23 protein-coding genes are annotated in these 24314 nt (G+C 69.6%); 17 read left to right on the forward strand and 6 right to left on the reverse strand.

Going from position 1 to position 24314, the window contains the following annotated elements; translation table 11 throughout:
* Positions 1-6: 6 nt before the first annotated feature.
* Entirely contained in the window at positions 7-792 is a 786-nt protein-coding gene (locus ACFPJ4_RS12895; protein ID WP_386740851.1) for a class I SAM-dependent methyltransferase, read from the reverse strand.
* A gap of 150 nt (positions 793-942) precedes the next feature.
* Here ACFPJ4_RS12895 and ACFPJ4_RS12900 point away from each other — a divergent pair, with 150 nt between their 5' ends.
* Positions 943-1686 (forward strand): phosphoglyceromutase, encoded by a 744-nt coding sequence (locus ACFPJ4_RS12900; RefSeq protein ID WP_386740852.1) that lies wholly within the window; start codon positions 943-945, stop codon positions 1684-1686.
* Positions 1687-1709: 23 nt separating this feature from the next.
* Here ACFPJ4_RS12900 and phoU read toward each other — a convergent pair whose 3' ends face one another.
* On the reverse strand, positions 1710-2363 hold the full coding sequence (gene phoU, locus ACFPJ4_RS12905; protein ID WP_386740853.1) for a phosphate signaling complex protein PhoU: 654 nt from the start codon (positions 2361-2363) through the stop codon (positions 1710-1712).
* A gap of 164 nt (positions 2364-2527) precedes the next feature.
* Between phoU and ACFPJ4_RS12910 the strand changes: the two genes are divergently transcribed.
* On the forward strand, positions 2528-3745 hold the full coding sequence (locus ACFPJ4_RS12910) for a sensor histidine kinase (RefSeq protein ID WP_386740854.1): 1218 nt from the start codon (positions 2528-2530) through the stop codon (positions 3743-3745).
* Positions 3742-4422, forward strand: coding sequence for a response regulator (locus ACFPJ4_RS12915; RefSeq protein WP_386740855.1), 681 nt, complete (start codon positions 3742-3744; stop codon positions 4420-4422). Before ACFPJ4_RS12910 ends, ACFPJ4_RS12915 begins: the two co-directional genes overlap by 4 nt.
* Positions 4423-4444: 22 nt before the next feature.
* Here ACFPJ4_RS12915 and ACFPJ4_RS12920 read toward each other — a convergent pair whose 3' ends face one another.
* Entirely contained in the window at positions 4445-4957 is a 513-nt protein-coding gene (locus tag ACFPJ4_RS12920; RefSeq protein WP_386740856.1) for a hypothetical protein, read from the reverse strand.
* Positions 4958-5037: 80 nt separating this feature from the next.
* On the reverse strand, positions 5038-5886 hold the full coding sequence (locus ACFPJ4_RS12925) for a hypothetical protein (RefSeq protein WP_386740857.1): 849 nt from the start codon (positions 5884-5886) through the stop codon (positions 5038-5040).
* Between the two features lie 101 nt (positions 5887-5987).
* Between ACFPJ4_RS12925 and ACFPJ4_RS12930 the strand changes: the two genes are divergently transcribed.
* The 5 genes from ACFPJ4_RS12930 (at position 5988) to ACFPJ4_RS12950 (ending at position 11092) form a co-directional block, all read left to right on the forward strand.
* Positions 5988-6470, forward strand: a complete 483-nt coding sequence (locus ACFPJ4_RS12930; RefSeq protein ID WP_386740858.1) for a CarD family transcriptional regulator — start codon at positions 5988-5990, stop codon at positions 6468-6470.
* Between the two features lie 97 nt (positions 6471-6567).
* Entirely contained in the window at positions 6568-7728 is a 1161-nt protein-coding gene (ispD, locus tag ACFPJ4_RS12935) for a 2-C-methyl-D-erythritol 4-phosphate cytidylyltransferase (RefSeq protein WP_386740859.1), read from the forward strand.
* On the forward strand, positions 7725-9167 hold the full coding sequence (gene cysS, locus ACFPJ4_RS12940; protein ID WP_386740860.1) for a cysteine--tRNA ligase: 1443 nt from the start codon (positions 7725-7727) through the stop codon (positions 9165-9167). Before ispD ends, cysS begins: the two co-directional genes overlap by 4 nt.
* Complete coding sequence (gene rlmB / locus ACFPJ4_RS12945; protein WP_386740861.1) at positions 9164-10186, forward strand: 23S rRNA (guanosine(2251)-2'-O)-methyltransferase RlmB; 1023 nt, start codon at positions 9164-9166, stop codon at positions 10184-10186. The genes cysS and rlmB overlap by 4 nt, the downstream gene beginning before the upstream one ends.
* Positions 10187-10387: 201 nt before the next feature.
* Positions 10388-11092 (forward strand): SDR family oxidoreductase, encoded by a 705-nt coding sequence (locus ACFPJ4_RS12950; RefSeq protein ID WP_386740862.1) that lies wholly within the window; start codon positions 10388-10390, stop codon positions 11090-11092.
* On the opposite strand, the gene ACFPJ4_RS12955 is transcribed toward ACFPJ4_RS12950, so the two are convergent.
* Entirely contained in the window at positions 11085-12119 is a 1035-nt protein-coding gene (locus ACFPJ4_RS12955; RefSeq protein WP_386740863.1) for a ketopantoate reductase family protein, read from the reverse strand. The two genes, ACFPJ4_RS12950 and ACFPJ4_RS12955, sit on opposite strands and share 8 nt — an antisense overlap.
* A gap of 144 nt (positions 12120-12263) precedes the next feature.
* Here ACFPJ4_RS12955 and ACFPJ4_RS12960 point away from each other — a divergent pair, with 144 nt between their 5' ends.
* The 9 genes from ACFPJ4_RS12960 (at position 12264) to ACFPJ4_RS13000 (ending at position 23618) form a co-directional block, all read left to right on the forward strand.
* Complete coding sequence (locus ACFPJ4_RS12960; RefSeq protein WP_386740864.1) at positions 12264-13703, forward strand: amidohydrolase family protein; 1440 nt, start codon at positions 12264-12266, stop codon at positions 13701-13703.
* A complete protein-coding gene (locus tag ACFPJ4_RS12965; protein ID WP_386740865.1) occupies positions 13700-14032 on the forward strand; it encodes a Dabb family protein in 333 nt (110 codons plus the stop codon). The genes ACFPJ4_RS12960 and ACFPJ4_RS12965 overlap by 4 nt, the downstream gene beginning before the upstream one ends.
* Positions 14033-14175: 143 nt before the next feature.
* Positions 14176-15552 (forward strand): amidohydrolase family protein, encoded by a 1377-nt coding sequence (locus ACFPJ4_RS12970; RefSeq protein ID WP_386740866.1) that lies wholly within the window; start codon positions 14176-14178, stop codon positions 15550-15552.
* Positions 15552-16616 carry an ABC transporter permease gene (locus ACFPJ4_RS12975; RefSeq protein ID WP_386740867.1) on the forward strand — a complete coding sequence of 355 codons (1065 nt, stop codon included), beginning with the start codon at positions 15552-15554 and terminating at the stop codon, positions 16614-16616. Before ACFPJ4_RS12970 ends, ACFPJ4_RS12975 begins: the two co-directional genes overlap by 1 nt.
* On the forward strand, positions 16613-17791 hold the full coding sequence (locus tag ACFPJ4_RS12980) for a substrate-binding domain-containing protein (RefSeq protein WP_386740868.1): 1179 nt from the start codon (positions 16613-16615) through the stop codon (positions 17789-17791). Before ACFPJ4_RS12975 ends, ACFPJ4_RS12980 begins: the two co-directional genes overlap by 4 nt.
* The gene (locus tag ACFPJ4_RS12985) at positions 17791-20334 is read left to right on the forward strand and encodes an ATP-binding cassette domain-containing protein (RefSeq protein WP_386740869.1); all 2544 of its coding nucleotides are present in this window, start codon (positions 17791-17793) and stop codon (positions 20332-20334) included. The genes ACFPJ4_RS12980 and ACFPJ4_RS12985 overlap by 1 nt, the downstream gene beginning before the upstream one ends.
* Before the next feature lie 55 nt (positions 20335-20389).
* Positions 20390-21778 (forward strand): M24 family metallopeptidase, encoded by a 1389-nt coding sequence (locus ACFPJ4_RS12990; protein ID WP_386740870.1) that lies wholly within the window; start codon positions 20390-20392, stop codon positions 21776-21778.
* A 21-nt stretch (positions 21779-21799) separates the two neighbouring features.
* A complete protein-coding gene (locus ACFPJ4_RS12995; RefSeq protein ID WP_386740871.1) occupies positions 21800-22855 on the forward strand; it encodes a zinc-dependent alcohol dehydrogenase in 1056 nt (351 codons plus the stop codon).
* Positions 22856-22967: 112 nt separating this feature from the next.
* Entirely contained in the window at positions 22968-23618 is a 651-nt protein-coding gene (locus ACFPJ4_RS13000; protein ID WP_386740872.1) for a helix-turn-helix domain-containing protein, read from the forward strand.
* A gap of 45 nt (positions 23619-23663) precedes the next feature.
* Here ACFPJ4_RS13000 and ACFPJ4_RS13005 read toward each other — a convergent pair whose 3' ends face one another.
* Positions 23664-24278 carry a helix-turn-helix domain-containing protein gene (locus tag ACFPJ4_RS13005; protein WP_386740873.1) on the reverse strand — a complete coding sequence of 205 codons (615 nt, stop codon included), beginning with the start codon at positions 24276-24278 and terminating at the stop codon, positions 23664-23666.
* Positions 24279-24314 lie beyond the last annotated feature (36 nt).

Here is a 24314-nt window from a genome sequence, read left to right on the forward strand (position 1 = left end):
GCGGGGCTACGGGGCGACCGAGCTCCAGTCGAGCGTGAGCTCGCCGAGTCGCCAGCGCGCGCGGCCGTCGCGCACCGGCCAGCCGGAGGCGCGCAGATCGCCGATGGCCGCGATCCACCTCTGCGTCGGGCCGTAGACCGCAAGGGGTGCGTGCACCGCCCACAGCCGGTCGAGCTCGACGAGCAGTTCGTGAATGCGCTCGCCGGGGACGTTGCGGTGGATCAGCGCCTTCGGCAGGCGCTCCGCGACGATCGACGGGCGTTCGAGTCCGGCGAGCCGGAGCGAGATCGTGAAGGTGCGCGGTCCCTCCGAGCCGAGAGCGATCCAACTCGCGACGCGGCCGATCTCGTTGCAGGTGCCTTCGACGAGCACCCCATCCGGTTGCAGGCGCGCGGTCATGGTCGCCCACGCCTCGGCAACCTCGCTCTCGTCGTACTGCCTCAGGACGTTGAGCGCCCGGATGACCGTCGGCCGGCGGCCCTCGGGGGTGGGCACCTCGAAGCCGCCGAGCCGGAAGGTCACGCCGTCGCGGGCGGCTTCCGAGGCGATCCGCACTCGCTCGGGATCGATCTCGATTCCGACGACCTCGACGTCGGGCCGGATCGCGGCCAGCCGATCGCGCAGCTCGAGCGTCGTCGTCGCCGACGCCCCGTAGCCGAGATCGACGACGAGCAGATCGACGGCGCCGCGCAGCACGGGGAGCGTCGCGATCCAGCGGTCGATGCGTCGCAGCCGGTTGACCCCGGTGGTGCCGCGCGTGATGCGGCCGCGCGGAGCGCTCGGGCGCCCCATCAGGCGCCGACCGCCTCGGTCGCGCGCCGTGCGAGGGCGTGTGCGAGCACAACGCGATCGGCCATGTGGACATTCTCCCCGGGCGGCGGGGGAACGGGCGGCGGCCGGGCTCGGTCGTGAGCGGTGAAACCCGCTGGATAGGCTTGAGGCATGACCCACACGCTCATCCTGCTGCGCCACGGCAACTCGGAATGGAACACCAAGAACCTCTTCACGGGGTGGGTGGATGTCGACCTCAGCGAGCAGGGACGTCTCGAGGCCAAGCGGGCCGGTCAGCTGATCGCGGCGGCGGGCCTGCTGCCCGACGTCCAGTACACCTCGGTGCTCAAGCGGGCCATCCACACCGCCGACATCGCCCTCGCGGAGGCCGATCTGGACTGGATCGACGTCAAGCGCAGCTGGCGGCTCAACGAGCGCCACTACGGCGCCCTGCAGGGCAAGGACAAGGCCCAGACCCTCGCCGAGTTCGGCGAGGAGCAGTTCATGACCTGGCGCCGCAGCTTCGACGTGCCGCCACCCCCGCTGTCCGATGACAGCGAGTTCTCGCAGGCGCACGATCGCCGCTACGCCCACATCGACGGCGAGTTGCCGCGCACCGAGTCGCTCAAGCTCGTGATCGACCGGATGCTGCCGTACTGGCACTCCGACATCACGGTGGATCTCGCGGCCGGCAAGACCGTGCTGGTCACCGCGCACGGCAACTCGCTGCGGGCACTCGTGAAGCACCTCGACGGCATCTCGGATGCCGACATCGCCGAGCTGAACATCCCGACCGGCATCCCGCTGGTCTACGACCTCGACGAGTCGTTCATGCCGACCGGCCCGGGCCGCTACCTCGACCCCGAGGCTGCGGCGGCCGGCGCGGCGGCGGTGGCGAGCCAGGGCAAGAAGTAGCGCGCCGGCGACCCGCGAGGGCGCTACGCGTCGAGCGGCACCCAGTCGCCGGTCGCGAGGTACTGCACCTTCTTCGAGATCGACACCGCATGGTCGGCGAAGCGCTCGTGGTAGCGCGAGGCGAGCGTGGCATCCACCGTGTCGACGGCCGCGCCCTTCCAGGTCTCGCCGAGCACCTTGTCGAAGACGCTGAGGTGCAGCGCGTCGACCTTGTCGTCTTCGTTGCGGATCTGCTCGGCGATCTCGACGTCTTCGGTGCGCAGAAGCTCGGTGAGCTTGCGGGCGATCTCGACATCGAGGGCGCCCATGTCACGGAAGGTGCCGCGCAGCCCCTTGGGCACGACCTTCTCGGGGAAGCGGTAGCGCGCCAGCTGCGCGATGTGCTCGGACATGTCGCCCATGCGCTCGAGGGACGCACTGATGCGCAGAGCGCTCACGACGATGCGCAGATCGCGCGCGACCGGCTGCTGGCGGGCCAGGATCTGGATCGCCAGCTCGTCGAGCTCCGCGGCGAGCGCGTCGATCTTGTCGTCGTCGGCGATGACCGTCTCGGCCAGGGCGACGTTCGATTCGTTGAAGGCCTGGGTCGCGCGCTCGATCGAGTCGGCGACGAGGGTGGAGATCTCGACCAGACGGTCCTGAACCTCTCGCAGCTCCTGCTGGAACACCTCGCGCATGACAATCCTCTCGCTGGCGGGCACGTTGAGACGCCCCGCTTCCTGGCCACGCTGCACCGTTCAGATGAACGAATGGTGACCTGAGCCTGAACTTCAGCCGAAGCCGCTCGCATTCGGCGAGATCCCGTCGAGCCGAGCAACCCGGTGCGGCCTAATCTAGTCCCATGGACCCGGCGCCCTGGCTCGTGCCCGCCGCTCTCGCCTTCGGTCTCGTGGTCGGCGTGGGCGTCTCGGTGGCCATCATGGCTGCCCACCGGCGGGGTCGCAGCGCCGTCGCCGTCGTCACTCCCGCGGTTCCGGATGGCGTCGACGAGGTCATCGACTCGCTCGAGTCGGCCGGTGTCGTGCTCGACTCGTCCAACAACGTTCTCAGCGCATCGACCGCGGCGCTCGCCTTCGGGCTGGTGTGGAACAACGCGCTCGTGCATCCGGAGCTGGTCGCGATCGTCGACCAGGTACGGCGCGACGGCATCCCGGTCAGCCGCGAGCTGCACCTTATCCGCAGTCCCTTCGGCGACACCCAGCTGCACGTGCAGGTGCGCGTCGCGCGGCTCGGCACCCGCTTCGTGCTGCTGCTGGCCGAGGACCGCACGGAGTCGTACCGGCTCGACGAGGTGCGGCGCGACTTCGTCGCGAACATCAGCCACGAGCTCAAGACGCCGATCGGCGCCATCGGCCTGCTGGCCGAGGCGATCGAGTCGGCCTCCGACGAGCCCGCCGAGGTCAAGCGGTTCGCCAAGCGGCTCACGATCGAGGCCGATCGACTCGGTCGGCTCACCCACGAGATCATCGAGCTGAGCCGGCTGCAGGCCGCCGAGCCGCTGGCCTCGGCCGAGAAGGTTGACATCGACTCGGTCGTCGCGCAGGCCGTCGATCGCAATCGGGTGGCCGCGGAGTCGCATCGCATCTCGCTGGTCAGCGGGGGCGACGCCGGCGCCGAGGTCTACGGCGACGAGCAACTGCTCGTGACCGCCGTGCACAATCTCATCGCCAACGCGATCCAGTACTCGCCCGACGGATTCCGCGTCGGCATCGGGGTCAGCAACGTCGACGGGGTCGTCGAGATCGCGGTCACGGATCAGGGCGTCGGTATCCCCGAGAGCGAACGCGACCGGGTCTTCGAGCGCTTCTTCCGGGTCGACAACGCCCGCAGTCGTCATACGGGCGGCACCGGCCTCGGCCTGGCCATCGTGAAGCACGCCGTGCAGAACCACGGCGGCGACGTGCGGGTCTGGTCGCAGCAGGGCAGCGGCTCGACGTTCACCATCCGGCTGCCCGAGGCGTCGAAGGCGCCCGTGCCGCCCGCCCCGGCCCCCTCTGCAGGCCTTTCCACCCCCGCGGCACTGCCCGCCGAATCCTCGAAGCTCGGAGCCACCTCGTGACCCGCATCCTCATCGTCGAAGACGAGCCCTCGCTGAGCGAGCCGCTCTCGTTCCTGCTGAAGCGGGAGGGATACGAGACCGAGATCGCCGCCGACGGACGCGAGGCGCTCGTCGCCTTCGACCGCGAGCCCGCGGACCTCGTGCTGCTCGACCTCATGCTGCCGGGGTTGTCCGGCACCGAGGTATGCCGGGAGCTGCGCACCCGCTCGTCCGTTCCGATCATCATGCTGACGGCGAAGGACAGCGAAGTGGACATCGTGGTCGGCCTCGAACTGGGAGCCGACGACTACGTGACCAAGCCGTACTCGACGCGGGAGCTGCTGGCACGCATCCGGGCCGTGCTGCGCCGCCGGGTCGAGGTCGACGACGCCGACGAGTCGGTGCTCGAGGTCGGTCCGGTGCGGATGGACGTCGACCGGCACGCAGTCGCGGTCGACGGCGACGAGGTGGCCATGCCGCTCAAGGAGTTCGAACTGCTCGAGCTGCTGCTGCGCAACGCCGGCCGGGTGCTCACCCGCGGGCAGCTGATCGACCGGGTGTGGGGCGCCGACTACTTCGGCGACACCAAGACCCTCGACGTGCACATCAAGCGCATCCGCTCGAAGATCGAGACCGACCCGTCACAACCCACCCTGCTGCTCACGGTTCGCGGGCTGGGCTACCGCTTCGAGGCGTAGCGCGCCGGACTTTCCGCTCGCGCTACGGCGTGGGCGTGGGAGTCGGCGTCGCGGTGGAGGTCGCGGTCGGCGTGGGCGTCGGAACCGGCGTCGGCAGCAACGTCGCGTACTGCGGCAGCGAGCCGTCGAGCACGGGCACCTGCAGCTGCTTGCCCTGCTCGGAACCCCACTGCACGTAGACCGACAGCAGCGTGCCGGGCTTGGCCGACATGTTGTTCAGCAGCAGTTCGCCGCCCTTGCCGTACCCGAAGTCGGTGGTCGTGTTGGGCCGCAGCGTCACCTGGCCCGAGTCGACCCCGGCCGTGATGTTGAGGGAGACCGCGCTGTCGGTGCCGTTGTAGCCGGCGAAGAGGAGGTTCCCGTCCTTGCCGTTCTTGGTGAGCACGAAGGCGTTGAGCACCTTCACCTGCCCCAGGGTCGCACTCACCCCGTCGCTCGGGTCGTAGGGCTTGAGCGTGGAGATCGGCGCGCACGCCGTGACCCCGAGGGCCAGCAATGCGGCGATGGCCACGGATGCTCCGGCACGTACCTTCACAGAACCCTCCCGAAACGCGAAATCGTCGCTCACAGCCTATCGGGGATGCCGCAGGCGGATTTCGCGTGATCGGCCGGCGGTCACCAGCCGCAGTACACCCCGACCCAGTCGAGCAGCTGGGCCTTGACCGCCGCTGGGACGGGCATCGAGAACAGGGTGTTCCGGTAGGGGCCGGCATCCACGCGCATCGGGATGAGGGTGCCGATCTTGTCTTCGGCGACGCGATGTTGAAGGCAGCCGGCGGGGACGTAGTCGAGCGTGACGGTCGTGGGGCCGGATGCCGCGGTGAGCGTCAGCCCGATCGTGCGGAGGCTGCCCTCCCGCTGGGCCAGCAGCGTCGTGTCCTCGGTGCTGTGGAGCGTGACGGATCCGGCGGCCCCCGTGGGGGTGAAGGTCACGTCGAGCAGGGCGATCGGCTTGCCGGCCACCTGCTCGAAGCGCACCGCGGGGGCGATCGAGATCGTGGCGACCTTCTCGAACTCGTGCTGCGCGCAATCCTGGGCGTGCACGAGCGCGATCGAGTCGAAGGGGATCGTCGGGGTCGTCGTGACCGTGCCGGTCGACTTGTCGGGCCGGGTGAATCGGATGGTGACCGAGGGAGTCGCCCGAGCGACATCGCAGCGGGCGGCGGCGAGCACGACCTTGAAGTCGGTGGTGCTCTTGGCGAGCAGCTGATTCGGCGCCGACGGCGACGAGACGGTCGAGGCGAACCACGAGGAGGTGAAACTCGCCGAGGTGACCTGGACGTCGACCGAGCTGTGGTTGGTGACCTCGATCTGCGCCTGGCGCACCGCGTAGTCCGACCGCAGCTGGTAGACCGCGACGGTGAGCGTGACGCGCGTCTCGGCGGGCCGCGAGAAGGCCCCGCAGCCGCTCAGGACGGCGAGCAGCGCGAGGCCGCCGGCGAGCATCCCGATGGCCCGTTTCATGCGACGAGTGTAGGCGCGGAGGAGGCCTCCGCGGCCCCGTTCGCCCCGGCCGCAGAAGGCCTGCTGTGGTAAACTGGGAGGTCTGCGGAAGGAAAAACTCCATGCTCTTCGAGGTCGGCGAGACGGTCGTTTATCCACACCACGGTGCTGCCACCATCACGGAGGTGAAGAAGCGGATCATCAAAGGCGAAGAGAAGCTCTACCTCAAACTCAACGTCACGCAGGGCGACCTCACGATCGAGGTCCCGGCCGAGAACGTCGATCTGGTGGGCGTGCGCGACGTGATCGGCAAAGACGGTCTCGACCGCGTGTTCGAGGTGCTGCGCGCCCCCTTCACCGAGGAGCCCACCAACTGGAGCCGTCGTTACAAGGCCAACCTCGAGAAGCTCGCGTCGGGTGACGTCATCAAGGTGTCCGAGGTCGTGCGCGACCTGTGGCGTCGCGACCAGGATCGCGGGCTCTCGGCCGGCGAGAAGCGCATGCTCGCCAAGGCGCGCCAGATCCTGATCTCCGAACTCGCGCTCGCCGAGAAGACCGACGAGGAGAAGGCCTCGACGGTTCTCGACGAGGTGCTGGCGTCCTAGGGTTCCGGTCTCGTCGCAGCCGGTCCGCGGTGTGCTCCTCGCCTTCCCGGATGACGGCGTCCTCGGTCCCCAGCGCGCTCGCGGCTAGCCTCTGACCATGGGGTTTCGGGTCGCTGTCATCGTCGTCGCTGCCGGGAGTGGGTCGCGGCTCGGGCACTCGGAGCCCAAGGCCTTCGTCGAACTGCGCGGCATCACGATTCTCGAGCGCGCGCTGCGCGGCGTCTTCGATGCGTCCGAGCCGGCGCAGGTGATCGTCGTCGCGCCCGAGACCCGGCTCGCGGCGGCGCGGCATCTGGCTGAGCACGCGGCGGGGGCGGCATCCGGGAGCGTGACGGTCGTGGTCGGGGGCGGGACCCGGCAGGCGTCGGTCGCGGCCGGGCTGGCGGCCCTCGCACCCGAGGTCGAGGTCGTGCTCGTGCACGACGCCGCCCGAGCGCTCACCTCGGGCGCGCTGATCGATCGTGTGATGCGGGCCGTGACCCCGAGCACCGGCGTCGTGCCGGCCCTGCCGGTCACCGACACCATCAAGCGCATCGACGCGCGGGAGTTCGTGGCCGACACCGTCGATCGCCAGGACCTCGTGCACGTGCAGACCCCGCAGGGCTTTCCGCGCGCCGCGCTGGTCGCCGCCTACGCGTCGGCCGACCATGACTACACCGACGACGCCGCCCTGTTCAGCGCCGCGGGGCATCCGGTGGCCGTCGTCGAGGGCGAGGCGCGGGGTTTCAAGATCACCACCCCGTGGGACCTGCACCGGGCCGAGAACCTCCTCGGCGTCTCCAGCGGATTCCGCACCGGGGTCGGCCTCGATGTGCACGCCTACGACGATGGCCGACCGCTCTGGCTCGGGGGGCTGTACTGGCCCGATGAAGCCGGGCTGGACGGGCACAGCGATGGGGACGCCGTCATCCACGCGATCTGCGACGCCCTGTTGTCGGCCGCGGGACTCGGCGACATGGGCGCGCGATTCGGCAGCGACGAGCCGCGGTTCGCGGGCGCCGCGAGCGAAGTGTTCTTGCGCGAGACGCTCGCGCTCGTGGTCGGGTCCGGGTTCTCGGTCGTCAACGTCGCCGTGCAGCTCGTGGGCAATCGGCCCAAGCTCGCCGGCCGCCGCGGCGAGATCGAGTCGAAGCTCGGCGAGATCGTCGGTGCGCCGGTCAGCGTCGCCGCCACGACCTCGGACGGCCTCGGATTCACCGGTCGGGGTGAGGGCGTGAGCGCCCTTGCGACGGCCCTGATCGCTAAACTCTCCCAGTGACCGTCCGCCTCTACGATTCCCGCACGCAGTCGCTGCGCGAGTTCGAGCCGCTCGACCCGGGCCGGGTCGGGATGTACGTGTGCGGGCCGACGGTGCAGTCCTCGCCGCACATCGGGCATCTGCGCAGTGCGCTCGCCTACGACCTCTGGCGGCGCTGGCTCAGCGCGCGCGGCTATGACGTGACCTTCGTGCGCAACGTCACCGACATCGACGACAAGATCCTGGCCAACGCCGGCGGCACGGCGGAGCCGGCGGCGCCCCGGACTGGCACGGAACCGTGGTGGGCGCTCGCCTACCGCGTCGAGCTCGAGTTCACGGCCGGCTACTCGGCCATCGGGATCCTGCCGCCGACGTACGAACCGCGGGCGACCGGCAGCGTCCCCCAGATGCTGGAGCTCATCGAGAAGCTCATCGAGCGCGGGCACGCCTACGTGGCCGATGACGGCTCGGGCGACGTCTACTTCGACGTGAAGACCTGGCCGAGCTACGGCGAGCTCACGAACCAGAAGCTCGATGACATGTCGGACTCGCCGGATGCCGACACGCGCGGCAAGCGCGATCCGCGCGACTTCGCGCTCTGGAAGGGCGCCAAACCGGGCGAACCGGAGTCCGCATCCTGGGCGTCGTCGTGGGGAGCCGGGCGGCCCGGATGGCACATCGAGTGCTCGGCGATGTCGAAGCGCTACCTCGGAGCGGCCTTCGACATCCATGGCGGGGGACTCGACCTGCGCTTTCCGCACCACGAGAACGAGCTCGCCCAGTCGTCGGCCGCGGGCGACGCCTTCGCGAGCTACTGGGTGCACAACGGCCTGGTGAACGTCGAGGGGCAGAAGATGTCGAAGTCCCTCGGCAACTCGGTCTACGCCTCCGAGCTGCTCGGCCTCGCTCGCCCGGTCGTGGTGCGCTACTACCTCGCCAGCGCGCACTACCGCTCGACGATCGACTACCACCACGGTGCGCTCGCCGAGGCCGATGCCGCGTTCACGCGCATCGAGACCTTCCTCGACCGCGCGGCGCGGGCGCTGGAACTCGGAATGACCGCGGGCGCGCTTCCCGGGCAGTTCCCCGAGGCGTTCGCCGCGGCCATGGACGACGACCTCGGCGTGCCCCAGGCGATCGGCGTGCTGCACGACACGGTGCGGGCCGGCAACGCGGCCCTCGACGAGAACGACCTCACGACGGCGGCGCAGTTGCGCGAGGCCGTGATCGCGATGACCGAGGTGCTCGGCGTCAACCCGCATTCCGCCGAGTGGGCGGCTCCCACGGACGGCGCCGCGAGCGCGGCCCTCTCCGCCCTCGTGGAGCGGCTGATCGACGACCGGGCCCGTGCCCGGTCGGGCAAGGATTTCGCGGCGGCCGACCGCATCCGCGATGAACTGACCGCTGCGGGCATCGTGCTCGAAGATGCCAGCGGCGCGACACATTGGAGCATCGCATGACGAAGCCAGGCCGCCCCGGCGCGGGCAAGCCCAAGAAGAAGGGTCCCTCGGTGGGCACCGGCGGCCACAACCGGCGTGCGCTGGAGGGCAAGGGGCCGACCCCGAAGGCCGAGGACCGCAGCTGGCACGTCGCGGGCAAGCGCAAGGCCGCGAACGATCGGCTCGAGGCCGCGCGCGAGCGGCACGGCGGCAGCAGCATGAAGAGCGGCGGGCGCACCGGTGCCGGCGGCTCGGGCGCTCCGCGTCGGCCGCAGCGCCCCAAGACCGACGACAGCGAGATCGTCACCGGCCGCAACTCGGTGGTCGAGGCGCTGCGCGCGAAGATCCCCGCGACCACGCTGTACATCGCCTCGCGCATCGAGATGGATGACCGGGTCAAGGAGGCACTCTCGCTCGCCACCAAGCGCGGCCTCAACGTGCTCGAGGTGATGCGGCCGGAACTCGACCGCCTGAGCGGGCCCGACGCCGTGCACCAGGGCATCGCCCTGAAGGTCCCGGCTTACGAGTACGCGCATCCGCTCGAACTGCTCGACAAGGTGCTCGCCGAGGGTGGCACCCCGCTCTTCGTGGCACTCGACGGGATCACCGACCCGCGCAATCTCGGGGCGATCGTGCGCTCGGCCGGCGCCTTCGGCGCGCAGGGCATCATCGTGCCGCAGCGTCGCACCGTCGGGATGACCGCATCGGCCTGGAAGACCTCGGCGGGCGCTGCGGCGCGCGTTCCGGTCGCGATGGCCGGCAACCTCACCAACACGCTCAAGGACCTGAAGGCGCGCGGCGTCTTCGTCATCGGCCTCGACGGAGGCGGAAGCGTCACGCTGCCCGGTCTCGCCCTGGCGTCGCAGCCGCTCGTGCTCGTCGTGGGCAACGAGGGCAAGGGGCTGTCGCGCCTCGTCACCGAGACCTGCGACGCGGTCGTCTCGATCCCGATCGAGGCATCGACCGAGTCGCTCAACGCGGGCATCGCGGTGAGCGTGGCGCTCTACGAGATCTCGAAGCTGCGCGCGCTGGAACTCTAAGCGGAGGCCGTTTCCGGCCTCCGCCGCGACGCCTGCGCCGAGGTCCGTCTCGGGCCTCGGGTCGCTCGCGCCTTGACACTTCCCGCCTGCGCCTGCTTTACTCCGGTTAAGTAACGCTGAACACCGGTGTGCAGTGTGACCTTCGAGGCCGTCGGTCTCGGCGGCTCCTCCCCGGTACCGTCGGAGAGGACCCGCATCCCCATGAGCCCACGCACCATCGTCGTCGTCGGAGGCACCTCCGGCATCGGTCTCGAACTCGCCAAGGACGTGGTCGCCCGTGGCGATCGAGTCGTCATCACCGGGCGGGATGCCGAGCGCACCCGTGAGATCGCGGCATCAATCGGGGACTCGGCGACGGGGGTCGCGCTCGACATCTCCGAGCCGGACTCGATCGCCGACAGTCTCGCGGGCATCGGGGCGGTCAACGGTCTCGTGCTGGCCGCGATCGAACGCGACGCGAACACCATCCGCGATTACGCGATCGATCGCGCCACGCGTCTCACGGTGCTGAAGCTGGTCGGCTACCCGACCGTCGTGCACTCGCTGCTCGACCGGCTCGACCCCAGTGTCGACACCGGCATCGTGCTCTTCGGGGGACGCGCCAAGGACATGCCGTACCCCGGCTCGACGACCGTGTCGACGATCAACGGCGGCGTCGAGGGGCTCACCCGCACCCTCGCCCTCGAGCTGGCGCCGATCCGGGTCAACGCCCTGCACCCCGGCATCATCGGCGACAGCCCGTTCTGGGCGGCCAAGCCCGCGGCGATCGCCGGGTACGAGTCCCGCACGCCGGGCGGCGCGCTCGCCACCATGGCCGACATCGTGGATGCCGTGCAGTTCCTGCTGAACAACCGCGGTATCTCGGGTGAGAACATCCACCTCGATCGGGGCTGGCGGCTCACCTGAGCCCGGCGAGCTCCTGCATGAGGGCGAGGTTCGACGGCGTGGCGTCGAGCTCGCCGCGCTCGATGCGGTGGGCGACCTCGACGACGGCGGCGTTGACGGGCGCCGGGAGCCCCGCCGCCGCGCTCCTGGCCACGACCTCCCCGTTGAGGTCGTCGACCTCGCTGTGACGGGACTTCGACCAGTCCTGCAGCACGGTCGTGGTCGTGTTCGGCGTGACGAAGCCCCGGTAGAGCGCGTCGAGCAGCGTATCGACGACGGTGTCGGAGTTCGCGACGTCCTCCGGCGTCAGACCGAAGATCGGCAGCACGGGGAACCCCTGAGCCCGGCCGGCGCGCAGGGCCTCGGTTCCGGATGCGACCATGAGCTCGCGCATTCCGGGCAGTTCGATCGCCTCGGACATCGACAGCCCCAGGTTCGCGGTCGTCACGAGCACGCTCGCGTTGCTGACCAGCTTCATCCACTTGGTGGCGCGGATGTCGTCGACCACCGCGACGGTGCCGGAGTGTCGCAGCAGGCCGGCGATCTGCTCCTCGCGGCCCGCCGTGGCCTCGCTCAGGCTGCCGACCGCGAACCAGGAGCGATCGGGCCCGGAGTGCCGCCGCACGATGCCGGGATCCTCCATCGTCGACGAGATCTCGATGACGCAGCCCAGGGTGCGGTGCGCGCCGACGACCTCGGTGATCGTGTCGACCGTCATGCCGTTCTGCACGCCCACGAGCAGCCCGTCGTCGGCCAGGTACGGCTCGATCAGCTGGGCGGCCCAGCGCGAGTCGTAAGCCTTCATGAGCAGGAGGACCACGTCGAAGGGGCGGCGGAGGGTCGCGACCTCGCACAGGTGCATCGTCTTGACGGGGGTCTCGAGCACGCCGTCGGCCATCTCGATCCGGATGCCGTTGGCCCGCATCGCCTCCACGTGCGCGGGCCACTGCTCGATCAGGGTGACGTCGAGGCCCGCGGCCGTCAGGTCGGCGCCGATCGACGCCCCGTTCGCTCCGGCGCCGAGAACGGCGATTCTGCTGCCAGGCATGGTGCTCCACTTCGTCGTGTCGGCGAGGCTCTCAGCGCTCGCAGAGCGAATCGTTGTGAAGTCTAAGAGAACAACCCCTTGACGAAACGACCACTCGTGGTCACTAATGTACAGTGCCAGTGAAATTCTCAACGAGGAGGATCCGTGCCCACACCCGCCCCGCGGCCCGAAGAGTTCGTTCCGGGACGCCCTGTCGTCTTCCGCAACGGGATCGTCATCACCGTCGACACCCCCGGGGTGCTGCTCGACGCCGACGTGCTGATCACGGACGACACGATCACCGCGGTGGGCCAGCGCCTCGCGGTGCCCGAGGGGACCCTCGAGATCGACGCGAGCGGCGGCATCCTGATGCCGGGCATGGTCGACACCCACCGCCACATGTGGCAGACGGCCCTGCGCGGCTACGGCGGCGACTGGGCGCTCAGCCAGTACTTCGTCTTCTACTACCTGCAGCACGGCCAGGTCTTCCGCCCGGAGGACATCTACGCCGGCAACCTGCTCAGCGCCCTCGAGTCGGTCGACACCGGCGTCACCACGACGCTCGACTGGTCGCACGCCCTGCGCACGCCGGAGTACGCGGATGCCGCCCTCCAGGCCTTCGGCGAGATCCCCGGCCGCTTCGTGCTGGGCTACGGCAACTACCTCGGAGCCCCGTGGGAGTGGACGGCCACGCCCGAGTTCCGCTCCTGGATCGGCAAGTTCCCGACGAGCGACATGCTCGGCCTCGAGATCGCCTTCGACGTGCCCGACTCGGAGGACTTCCCCGAGCGGGCCGCCTTCGAGTACGCCCGCGACAACGGCATCCGGGTGACGACTCACGCCGGCGTCTGGGGTGCGACGACCGATGTCGGTCTCCACAACATGTACAAGGCCGGCGTCATGACCGACCAGATCACCTATGTGCACGCCGCCACGCTGTCGCCCGACAGCTACCAGAAGATCGCAGCGACCGGTGGAACGGTCTCGGTCTCGACCGAGAGCGAGCAGAGCGCGGGCCAGGGCTACCCCTCGACCTGGGAGCTGCGCAAGTACGGCATCCCGGCCTCGCTCTCGATGGACACCAGCGTGTGGTGGAGCGCCGACTACTTCTCGGCCATGCGCGCGACCCTCAGCGCGGATCGTTCACGCGACCACCTGGAGGCGCACGCCAAGGGCGACACCATCGCGGTCAACAAGCTGCGTGCCGAGGACGTCATCTGGATGGCCACCATGGGCGGCGCGAAGTCGCTCGGCATGGAGGACAAGATCGGCTCGATCACCCCCGGCAAGAAGGCCGACCTGCTGTTGATCAAGAACGACCAGTCGCCGGCCATGACGCCGATCCTCAACCCGACGGCGCACGTGGTCTACCAGGCGGGAACCGCCGACATCAACACGGTCGTCGTCAACGGCCGCGTCGTGAAGTACGAGGGCGCGCGGATCGGCCTCGATCTCGCTCCCGTGCGCGACACGGTGGCCCGCTCGGTCGAGTACGTGCGTTCGCAGCTCGGTGAGAAGGACTGGGAAGAGGGGATGCACCCGCCGCTCGACCCGACCGAGGAGATCGAGAACCCGTACACGTACCAGGAGGATTCCGCGTCGTGATCGTGCACCTCGCGTCCTTCGTGTGGAAGGACGGCACCTCGCCGGAACAGGTGGCCGGCGTGACGGCCGCCCTCTACGAGATGGCGCGCGAGGTGCCGCAACTGCGGTTCTATCTCTGCGGCGAGAATCTGCGGCTGCGCCCCGCGGGTGCCGACTTCGGCGTGCTCGCGCTCGTCGACGATCCAGCCGGGCTGGACGCCTACCTCGACGGTGAGGCGCATCAGCGCGTGCAGCGCGAGTGGCTGTCGACCATGGTCGCGAGCCGACAGGCGGCACAGCTCAGCTCCGACGCGCTGAGCGTCACGGGCGACTGGCTGGCCGGGCACTGAGCTCTGTTCAGTAATCGTAAACAAAGTGGTAAGTAGCACTTGACAACAGTTGGCCATCGCTTCTAATATCGGGCGAGTACACCCAGCGCGATGAAGCGGCCCGACTGCTTCCCGTGCGCACGAGCAGTCGACGAGGACCGACCATGAGCGAGCGAACTCTCATCCGCAAGGCCACCGTGATCACGGCGGCCTCGGCAGGCGAAGTGCTGACCGACACCGACATCCTCATCGAGGATGGCAAGATCGTCGTCATCGGGCGCGAGCTGCCCGCCGGCGATGCCGAGATCCTCGACTTCACCGGCCGGATCGTGATGCCGGGCTTCGTCGACACCCACCGCCACACCTGGCAGTCGGTCGTGCGCGACATCGCCTCGGACTGGTCGCTGACCGAGTACCTCGCCGGGCTGCACACGGGGCTCTCGAAGTACTACCGCCCCGAAGACACCTACGCGGGCAACTACCTCGGTGCCCTCGAGGCGCTCGACTCCGGGATCACCACGCTGGTCGACTGGTCGCACAACCTGGCGACCCCCGAGCACGCGGATGCCGCGATCAAGGCCCTGCAGGACACCGGGATGCGCGCGGTCTTCGCCCACGGCGGTGGCAACAAGCAGTGGGGCGCCCCGCTGCCGTCGCCCAACAACCACCCCGAGGACGCGCGTCGGATCCGCGAGCAGTACTTCTCCGACAACACCGGGCTCGTCACGATGGCGATGGCGCTGCGCGGCCCGCAGTTCACCACCCCCGAGGTGAACCGGCACGACTTCGCTCTGGCCAAGGACCTCGACCTGCGCATCACCGTGCACGTCGGCGACGGGTACTGGGGCAAGAGCGGGCCGATCCTGAAGCTGCGCGACGACGGTCTGCTCTCGGACCGCATCACCTACGTGCACTGCGACACGCTGTCCGACGAGGAGCTCGACATCATCGCCGCCTCCGGGGGCAGCGCCTCGGTGTCGCCCGACGTGGAGATGCAAATGGGGCACGGATTCCCGGCCACCGGGCGACTGCTCGAGCACGGCATCCGCCCCACCTTCTCGATCGACGTGTGCAGCAGCAACGGCGGCGACATGTTCGGCACGATGCGCACCGCGATCGGCATGCAGCGCGCGCTCGACAACGCCCCGGCGGTCGAGACGGGCGAGGTCATCGAGCGCATCGGGCTCAGCTGCGCCGAGGTCGTGCGCTTCGCGACCATCGACGGTGCCAACGCCGCGGGCCTTGGCGATGTCACGGGCTCGGTCGAGGTCGGCAAGGCGGCGGATCTGGTCGCCCTGGATGACCGCTCGCTCGCCATCACCCCCATGAACAACCCCTTCGGCGCCGTGGTCTACGCGGCCCACCCGGGTCTGGTGCGCGATGTCTTCGTGGCCGGCAAGCGGGTCAAGAAGGACGGCCAGCTGGTCGGAGTCGACTACGACCGGGTCAAGTCGCTCGCGGTCGCCGCCCGGGACCACGTCATGTCAGCCATGCCAGGCGCGAGCCTCGGCGGCGGCTGGCACCCCGACCTCACCGCCTGATGACCGTCGACAACGCCACGGCGCCCGTCAAGACCGAGCCGATCAACCGCCGCCGCCTTCCCGCGGTCGTGCTGTCGTGGCCCGGCACCCGGGCTCTGATCGCCGTGATCGTGCTGTTCGCGGTCAGCCCGCTCTTCTCGCTGGGAAGCGTCAGCAGCACCGCCATCATCTCGATGCTGCCGTTCGCGGCGCTGATCGCGGTGGTCGCGATCGGGCAGACGCTCGTGATCCAGCAGGGCGGCCTCGACCTGTCGGTCGCCGGTGCCGTGACGCTCGGTGCGGTGATCGCGGCCAAGCTCGGATCCGACGGTCGAATCGGTCTTGTCGCGACGATCCTGATCGCCATTCTCGCGACCTCGCTGTTCGGCATCCTGAGCGGCGTCACGGTCGCGGTCTTCGGGCTGCCGCCGCTCGTCGTCACGATCGCCATCAACGCCCTGATGATCGGCGCCGTGCAGGCGGTCTCCGGTGGCTTCAGCTCCCAGGCGCCGCCCGGACTCAGCGGGCTGGCGCTCAGTCGCTGGGTGGGACTGCCGGTGCTGGCGCTGATCGCCCTCGCCATTGCGGTCGTCGCTCAGCTGGTGCTGAAGCTCACCCGGGTCGGACGGCGCTTCGAGCTCGTGGGCGAGAACTGGCGTGCGGCCGAGTTCATCGGCATCTCGCCGAAGCGCTACACGATCGCCGCCTACTGGCTCTCGTCCCTGCTCGCGGCCGGAGCCGGCGTGCTGCTCGCGGGCCTGCTGCGCATTCCGACTCTGACCTCGGGGGATGCCTACCTGCTCCCCTCGATCGCGGCCGTCGTCCTCGGGGGCACTGCCCTCACCGGAGGCCGTGGCAGCATCGCCGGAACAGCGCTCGGCGCCCTGTTCCTCGCCCAACTCAGCCAGCTCGTGCAGACCTTCACACAGTCCACAGCCATGCAGAACATCGTCCAGGCGCTCATCATCGGCGTCGGGATCGTCGCCCAGCTCCAGTTGGGCGGTTCGACGGCGAAGCTCAAGGGCCTCGTCCGGAGAAGCTCCACCCCATCCACCAAGTCATCTCAAAGAGGAGAAGGAAAGTGAAAAGCATCGCAAACGCGCGGTCGCTGCGAATCGCCGCGGTCGCAGCCGTGGTCGCGGGCGCCCTGGTTCTCGCCGGGTGTTCGTCGACCAACGGGTCGGCATCCGGCGGCAAGAAGGACACCCTGCACGCCGACATCTCGGCCGGCAAGGTCGGCACCGAAGCGGACTTCAGCAGCATCGACAAGGTCTGCGGTTCGGGCCCGGTCTCGGTGACGGTGGTCGACGGCTACGGCACCAACTCGTGGTCGAAGACCGTCAAGGCCGAGATCGACTCGGAAGCGGCCAAGTGCAAGTCGATCACGAGCGTGTCGTACACGGCGGGCCGCGGTGACCTCGCCGCGACCAACGCCGCGATCACGGGTTCGGCGGCCAAGGGCAGCAACATCCTGCTCGTGATCCCGGACGCCGGCCCCGGACAGGCGCAGCTCGCCTCGATCCGCAAGGCCAGCAAGGCGGGCACCATCGTGGTGCCGTTCGCCTCCGACCCGACCGGCAAGGCCGGAACCGACTACCTCGACTACGCCGACCAGATCCCGTCCTACAGCGGACAGGCCTGGGCGCAGTGGGTCGTCGACACGCTCGGCTCGAAGGGCGGCAACGTCGTGTTCCTCGGCGGGCCCGCGGGCGCCGCTGTCTCAGCGCAGGAGTTCATCGGCATCCAGAAGGTGCTCGCCAAGAACCCGCAGATCAAGCTCCTGACCCCGGAGCCGGTCACCACCAACTGGGACCCGGCGCAGGCGCAGCAGGCGATGGCCGGACTGCTCAGCCAGTACCCGAAGATCGACGCGGTCATCGCGGACTACGGCGCCGTCGCCAACGGCGTCATCCGCGCCTACCAGGCGGCCGGGGTCACCCTGCCCCTGCTGACGTCGACCGACGACAACTCGCTCAGCTGCGGGTTCGACGCGCTCAAGGCCACCAACCCCGGCTATGAGCTCGCGACCAACTCGTCGCGCACCTGGATCGGTCGCGTCGCGCTGCGCAAGGCCCTTGCCGCGTTCTACGGCAAGAGCGACAGCGAGCCGTCGCAGTTCAACCTGGGACTGGTCGAGGACTCGACGGGTAAGACCGCCGACACCAAGACGCCGTCCGCGGCATGCCTGAAGGACGCGCCGACCGACGCATCGCCGTCGTCGCTGCTCACCAACGCCGAGTTCAAGAAGATCTTCGGCTGATGGCAACCCCGACCAGTTCGACCCCCGGCTTGGTGCTCACCGAGATCACCAAGACCTACCCGGGCGTGCGGGCGCTCGACAGCGTGAGTGTCACTGTGGAGCGCGGGCGTGTGCACGCGATCCTCGGTGAGAACGGCGCGGGCAAGTCGACGCTGGTCGGGATCGCCGCGGGGTCGGTCGTGCCGGATTCCGGCACGATCGGCCTCGCCGGCGAGCAGGTCGCGCGGATCCAACCGCGCGAGGCCCGCGAGAAGGGTCTGGCGATCGTCTACCAGACCCCGGCGCTCGCCCCCTCTCTCTCGGTCGTCGACTCCGTGCTGCTGCTGCTTCCCGAGTCGCGGCGGCCGAAGCGCCGCGGCGCCGCGGCCTGGCTGTCGGCGCACTTCGAGAGCCTCGGGCTCACGATCGACCCCAACGCGCAGGTGGGCTCGCTGTCGCTGCGCGAGGCGCATCTGATCGAGATCGCCGCTGCGCTCGCGTCCGAGCCGTCGGTGCTGGTGCTCGACGAGCCGACCGAGGCGCTCGGCAACGACGAGACGCGCTGGTTGTTCGAGCGGATCGACGAGCTGCTCGCGAAGAACGTCGGCATCGTCTACATCACCCACCGGATCCCCGAGGTGGTCGAGATCGCGAGCGATCTCACGGTGCTTCGCGACGGCAAGGTCGTCGGCCGCGGCAAGGTCGCCGACTTCTCGGAGGACCAGATCGTCGAGCTGATCGTCGGGCGCTCCCTCGAGACCACCTTCCCCGACAAGTCGAGCAGCGAGCCCGGGGTGCAGCCGGCGCTCGAGGTCGTCGACGCGACCGGCCCGGGATTCCGGTCGGTCTCGTTCACGGTGGCCCCCGGCCGCATCGTCGGCCTCGCCGGCGTCGAGGGCAACGGGCAGCGCGAGCTGCTCCGCGCTCTCTCCGGCAAGGGTCCGATGGCGGGAACGGTCCGCGTGAACGGCACGCCGCTCGCCCGGCGCAGCGCCAAGGCCGGATCCCAGCTGGGCATCGCCTACCTGCCGGGGGATCGCATCGGCGAGGCCATGTTCGGCAAGATGTCGGTCCGCGAGAACATCGTGGCGCCCTCGATCGATCTCGCGATGCCCGCCGGCTTCTTGGACCGCCCGCGCGAGTACCGGCTCACCCGCGAGGCCATCGCAGGTCTCGCCGTCAAGACCCCGACCCTCGAGACGCCGGTCACCTCGCTCTCCGGCGGCAGCCAGCAGAAAGTGCTGCTCGCCCGCGCCCGCCTCGGCGACCCGAAGGTGCTCCTCGTCGAGGACCCCACCCAGGGCGTGGATGCGGGAGCGCGGGTCGAGATCTACGCCTTCCTGCGCCGAATGGCCGAGTCGGGTGTCGCCGTCGTCGTGCTCTCGACCGACGCCGTGGAGCTCGAGGGCCTGTGCGACAGCGTGCTGGTCTTCTCTCGCGGCCGCGTCATGGTGACCCTCGACGGTGATCAGGTCACCGAGCGCGCCATCACGGGCACCGCCGTGCTTTCGCAGCGCGAGCACGAGAGCGCGCCGGTCGTGAGCGCGGTCCCCTCGGGCGCGCGCCGGAGCTGGTGGCGAGGGGAGGGCCAGGCGGGAGTGCTCGTCGGCCTCATCCTCGTGCTCGGGGCCGTGACGACCCTCGTCGCCCCCGCCTTCCTCAACCCGCTCAACATCTCTCAGACCCTCGCCACCGCGGGCACCCTGGTCGTGGTCGGGCTCGCGCAGCTTCTCGTCGTGATGACCGGCGGCATCGACTTGAGCATCGGCTCCGTGGTCGCGCTCGCCGGGGTGATCACCTCCTTCTTCGCCCACGGCAGCATCGTGCTGTTCGTGGCGGGAGTCGCGCTCTCGATCGTGGCGGGCCTCGTCGTCGGGGTCGTCAACGGCCTGCTGGCGACGCGCCTGAACATCCCACCCGTCATCGCGACCCTCGTCACCTCGATCGCGGTGCTCGGCCTCGCGCAGGTTCTGCGACCGCAGCCGAGCGAGACCGCGACCGACGAGATCATGACCCTGATCGGCACCACGGTCGCCGGGGTGCCCCTGATCCTCGTCGCGGCGATCCTGATCGCGGTCGTGCTCTGGCTGATCATCGGCCGCACGCGCCTCGGGCGTGGACTGCGGGCCGCGGGCTCGGATCCGGTGAAGGCGAATCGGATGGGAGTGAGCGTGCGCGCGATGCGCATGTTCGCGAGCGTCGCGGCGGGCGGCCTGGCTGCGGTCGCGGGCTTCGCGTTGTACACCACGACCGGCATCGGCGACGCGAACACGGGCCAGACCCTCACGCTCACCTCCGTCACCGCCATCGTGATCGCCGGCGCCAGCATCTTCGGCGGCTCGGGCTCGGCGATCGCGGTCGCGGCCGCCGGGCTGCTGCTCGAGACCATCACGAGTGCGTTGACCTTCCTCTCGCTCAGCCTGTCGTGGCAGTACTGGGTGCAGGGCGCCTTCGTGCTGGTCGCGGCGGTGATCCCGCTGGTCGCCCGATTCGTGCGCACCCGGCGGCTGATCGCGCCGCCGACCGCGCCCCCGAGCGGGGCGGTCGCCGAGGCCGCACCATGACGACCCGGCACCCCGCTCTCACGAACCAACAGCAGAACTTCACGAGGAGGACCTCATGATCAGCACCGCCACCACCGGAACCAATGCCGTCGACTGGGAACAGCGCATCGACTTCGATCGCCTGCGAGCCGAGCGACTGGCACGCCTGAAGGCAGAGCTCGAACGCTCGGACCTGGGGGCGGTGCTCGCGTTCGATTTCGCGAACATCCGCTACATGTCGGCGACGCACATCGGCACCTGGGCGATCGACAAGCTGATCCGCTTCTCGCTGTTGACGCGCAACACCGACCCGATCGTGTGGGACTTCGGGTCGGCCGCGAAGCATCACGCGCTGCACAACCCCTGGCTGAACACCACGACCGCCGAGATGGACGCCGACCCGCACGCCCCGCACCACGGTGCCGTGCGACCGCGTCTGGAATCGGGCGCGCGCGCCGGCATCTCGACGCTGCGCGGCGCGTTCAACCCGAACGCGGGCATCGCCGAGGACGTCGCGAAGAAGATCAAGCGCGAGCTCGAGAAGTTCGGGGTCGCCGACCAGCCGCTGGGCGTCGACGTGATCGAGCCGCCGGTGCTGTTCGCTCTGCAGCGGGAGGGCATCCAGGTCGTCGACGGCCAGCAGCTGTTCCTGACCGCGCGCGCCATCAAGACCCAGGATGAGATCAGCCTGCTCACCGAGGCGGCGTCCATGGTCGATGCGGCCTACGACAAGCTCTACGAGTTCCTGCGCCCGGGAGTGCGCGAGAACGAGGCCGTCGGCCTGGTCTCGAAGACGCTGTACGACCTGGGCTCGGAGTACGTGGAGGGTGTCAACGCGATCTCGGGGGAGCGCTGCTCGCCGCACCCCCATGTGTACTCGGACCGGATCATCCGTCCCGGCGACCCGGCCTTCTTCGACATCCTGCACAGCTACAACGGCTACCGCACCTGCTACTACCGCACCTTCGCGGTCGGCTCGGCGAGTCCGGCGCAGAACGATGCCTACAAGCGTGCACGCGAGTACATGGATCGCGCGATCGCACTGGTGAAGCCGGGCGCGACGACGGCCGACATCGTGAGCGTGTGGCCGAAGGCGCAGGAGTTCGGGTTCCCGGACGAGGAGGCCGCGTTCGCCCTGCAGTACGGCCACGGCGTGGGGCTGTCGATCTGGGAGAAGCCGATCTTCTCGCGGCTGGTGTCGCTGGATCATCCCGAGGAGCTCAAGGAGGGCATGTTCTTCGCCCTCGAGACCTACTGGCCCTCGGCTGACGGGATCGGGGCGGCGCGCATCGAAGAGGAGATGGTCGTGACGGCGACCGGCTGCGAGGTCGTGACGAAGTTCCCGGCCGAGGATCTGCTCATCGCCGGTCAGCGCTTCTACACGGTCAACGGACCGCTTCCCGACCTCCGCAGTTCGCAGTCGCACCTCAACACCCCGGCCGGCCGGGGCGAGCCCGGCGCCTAGGCGCCGGGCGGGGGTGGCGACATGAAGGCAGCGGTCTACTACGGACACCACGATGTGCGCATCGAGGAGCGCCCGATGCCGACGCGCGGGCAGGGCGAGGCGCTGATCCGGGTGCTGCGCAGCGGCATCTGCGGAACGGATGCCACCGAGTGGCGGTCCGGACCGCACCTCTTCCCCGTGGACGGGACGCCGCATCCGCTGACCGGACACGTGGGCCCCCTGATCCTGGGGCACGAGTTCATCGGCGAGGTCGTCGAGGTCGGCCCGCAGAGCCCCTTCGCCGTCGGCGATCGGGTCGCGGCCGGCGCGGGGGTCTGGTGCGGCGAATGCCCGCGCTGCCTCGAGGGGCGTACCAACCTGTGCTGGAGCTACACCACCTTCGGCCTCAACGTCGACGGAGGGATGGCGGAGTACGTCGCGGCGCCCGAGAAGATGCTGGCTCCCATCCCCGCGGGCATGTCGCTCGATGCGGCGGGACTCTCCCAGCCGCTCGCGGTCGGGTTCCATGCGGCTCGTCGCTCCACCGCCCAGCCCGGCGACCGGGTCGTGCTGATCAGCGCGGGAGCGATCGGCACCTTCGTGCTCGCGGCCCTGCTCTCGTTCGGCGACATCGAGGTGACGGTCGTCGACTTCGCCGGCCCCAAGCTGGATCGCGCCCTCCGGCTCGGCGCGACCCGGATCATCCCGGCGGGCGACGACGTCGTGGCGGACGTGCTCGCGGCCGTGCACCCGCGCGGTGCCGACGTGGTCATCGAGGCGAGCGGGGCGCCGGGCCAGCTGGCCAATGCGATCCGGATGGTGCGCGCCGGCGGGTCGATCCTGCAGCTCGGGCTGCCCGCGCATGCTCCCGAGGTGGACCTCCCGGCGATCGTGCTGCGCGAGGTGACCCTGCGCACCACCAACGCCCACGTCTTCTCGGAGGATCTCGGGCCGGCCCTCCAGCTGCTCGCGAGCGGCGGTCTGGCCGACGAGCTTCTCGACTCCGTGCATCCGCTGGCCGACATCGCGGACCAGCTCGAGCGGCTCGCGACCGGTCGTCTCGAGGGCAAGGTGCTCTTCGACCCGACCATGGGCTGACCGTGTCGTGCCGAGCGCCCGGGTATATTGTCCACATCCACTGCACGGGCGGACCGGGCGTGAAGTGTGACTCGACGGGGTGTGCTCGGCTGTCGCGGGGCAAGCAGTCGCGATGACCGAGGACGCAGAGGAACTCATGGACAACTTGGGCACCCGCCTGAAGGACGTACGCCAGAAGGCGGGCCTGACTCTGCGTGAGCTGGCGCGTCAGGCGGATGTCTCACCCTCGTTCGTCTCGCAGATCGAGAACGGCAAGTCGCAGCCGTCGGTGGCCACGCTGTACACCTTCTCGCGTCTGCTGGGCATCTCGATCGACGAGCTGTTCGACGACGCGCCGCCCGCCGAGCCGCTCGTCGAGGGTTGGGGCCCGGACGGCGACAAGAACCCGACCAACGCCTGGCATCCATCGGAGTACGCGAACCGGGTATCGGTCGTGCACCCGTCGCATCGTCCCCACCTCGACATGGCCGAGGGTGTCGTCTGGGAGCGGCTCGCGGCGACGCCCGAGCACGGGGTCAACTTCATGAAGATCGTCTACGCCCCCGGGGCGACCTCCACGGCGGGGGGCGATCTGGTCAGCCACGAAGGCTACGAGTACGGCTACGTGCTCCAGGGAGTCGTCGAGGTGACCGTGGGCAACGAGGTGTTCACCCTGCGGGAGGGCGAGTCGCTCGGCTTCGACTCGACGATCCCGCACGTGCACAAGAACGTGGGGACCACGACCTTCGAGGGCCTCTGGTTCGTGCACAGCCGCCGGCACTGAATCGCAGGAACCGAACCGCCCGAACCGCCCGAAGCGCCCGCACCGTCAGCCCGGATAGTCCTCACCGCTCGACAGCCAGACGCCGCGGGCCGGGACCGTCCCCTCGTTGATGTACCGGTGCGGGCGGCTGGAATCGAACGAGAGCGAATCGCCCGCGCGCACGGCGTGACGCACTCCGTCGAGAACGAGCGTGAGTTCCCCGTCGATCAGCACGGCATGCTCGTGGCCGGTGTGCACGGTGCCGTCGTCGGTCTCGGAGCTCGAGGCGCCGGGTTCGTAGCTGACGAGCACGGCATCCACCGAACCGTGGACGCGTGAGATGGCGACCTCCCAGCTGACCCCGTTGGCGATTCGCAGCACGGGGTGCTCGCCCGCCGGGGTCACCGGCTGGTCGGCCTCCAGGGCTGCGGGGGGCGTCGCTCGGCGGTCGACGTCGTCGAGGCCGACGAGCCAGTCGAGCGAGACACCGAGGTGCTCGACCAGGGCGTAGAGGGTGCTGACCGAGGGTTGGGTCCTGCCCGTCTCGATCTGCGAGATCAGCGCGCCCGAGACCCCGACTTCGGCGGCCAGACCGCGCACGCTCAGACCGCGCTCCCGGCGGGCCTGGAGCAGTCGGGCCCCGATCTCGACGGCGATGGCATCCTCCTGGTCGTCCCCCATGATAAGCCAGACTGAACGATCCCCTTCCTTCTTCCC

It is taken from the genome of Lysinimonas soli (assembly GCF_042655435.1).
Lineage (GTDB): Bacteria > Actinomycetota > Actinomycetes > Actinomycetales > Microbacteriaceae > Lysinimonas > Lysinimonas soli.

What these genes read in the sequence shown, in the direction of transcription:
- ACFPJ4_RS12895 (WP_386740851.1), bottom strand. Translation starts at nt 792, where the DNA reads ATGGGGCGCCCGAGCGCTCCGCGCGGCCGCATCACGCGCGGCACCACC.
- ACFPJ4_RS12900 (WP_386740852.1), top strand. Translation starts at nt 943, where the DNA reads ATGACCCACACGCTCATCCTGCTGCGCCACGGCAACTCGGAATGGAAC.
- phoU (WP_386740853.1), bottom strand. Translation starts at nt 2,363, where the DNA reads ATGCGCGAGGTGTTCCAGCAGGAGCTGCGAGAGGTTCAGGACCGTCTG.
- ACFPJ4_RS12910 (WP_386740854.1), top strand. Translation starts at nt 2,528, where the DNA reads ATGGACCCGGCGCCCTGGCTCGTGCCCGCCGCTCTCGCCTTCGGTCTC.
- ACFPJ4_RS12925 (WP_386740857.1), bottom strand. Translation starts at nt 5,886, where the DNA reads ATGAAACGGGCCATCGGGATGCTCGCCGGCGGCCTCGCGCTGCTCGCC.
- ACFPJ4_RS12930 (WP_386740858.1), top strand. Translation starts at nt 5,988, where the DNA reads ATGCTCTTCGAGGTCGGCGAGACGGTCGTTTATCCACACCACGGTGCT.
- ispD (WP_386740859.1), top strand. Translation starts at nt 6,568, where the DNA reads ATGGGGTTTCGGGTCGCTGTCATCGTCGTCGCTGCCGGGAGTGGGTCG.
- rlmB (WP_386740861.1), top strand. Translation starts at nt 9,164, where the DNA reads ATGACGAAGCCAGGCCGCCCCGGCGCGGGCAAGCCCAAGAAGAAGGGT.
- ACFPJ4_RS12950 (WP_386740862.1), top strand. Translation starts at nt 10,388, where the DNA reads ATGAGCCCACGCACCATCGTCGTCGTCGGAGGCACCTCCGGCATCGGT.
- ACFPJ4_RS12955 (WP_386740863.1), bottom strand. Translation starts at nt 12,119, where the DNA reads ATGCCTGGCAGCAGAATCGCCGTTCTCGGCGCCGGAGCGAACGGGGCG.
- ACFPJ4_RS12970 (WP_386740866.1), top strand. Translation starts at nt 14,176, where the DNA reads ATGAGCGAGCGAACTCTCATCCGCAAGGCCACCGTGATCACGGCGGCC.
- ACFPJ4_RS12975 (WP_386740867.1), top strand. Translation starts at nt 15,552, where the DNA reads ATGACCGTCGACAACGCCACGGCGCCCGTCAAGACCGAGCCGATCAAC.
- ACFPJ4_RS12985 (WP_386740869.1), top strand. Translation starts at nt 17,791, where the DNA reads ATGGCAACCCCGACCAGTTCGACCCCCGGCTTGGTGCTCACCGAGATC.
- ACFPJ4_RS12990 (WP_386740870.1), top strand. Translation starts at nt 20,390, where the DNA reads ATGATCAGCACCGCCACCACCGGAACCAATGCCGTCGACTGGGAACAG.
- ACFPJ4_RS12995 (WP_386740871.1), top strand. Translation starts at nt 21,800, where the DNA reads ATGAAGGCAGCGGTCTACTACGGACACCACGATGTGCGCATCGAGGAG.
- ACFPJ4_RS13000 (WP_386740872.1), top strand. Translation starts at nt 22,968, where the DNA reads ATGACCGAGGACGCAGAGGAACTCATGGACAACTTGGGCACCCGCCTG.
- ACFPJ4_RS13005 (WP_386740873.1), bottom strand. Translation starts at nt 24,278, where the DNA reads ATGGGGGACGACCAGGAGGATGCCATCGCCGTCGAGATCGGGGCCCGA.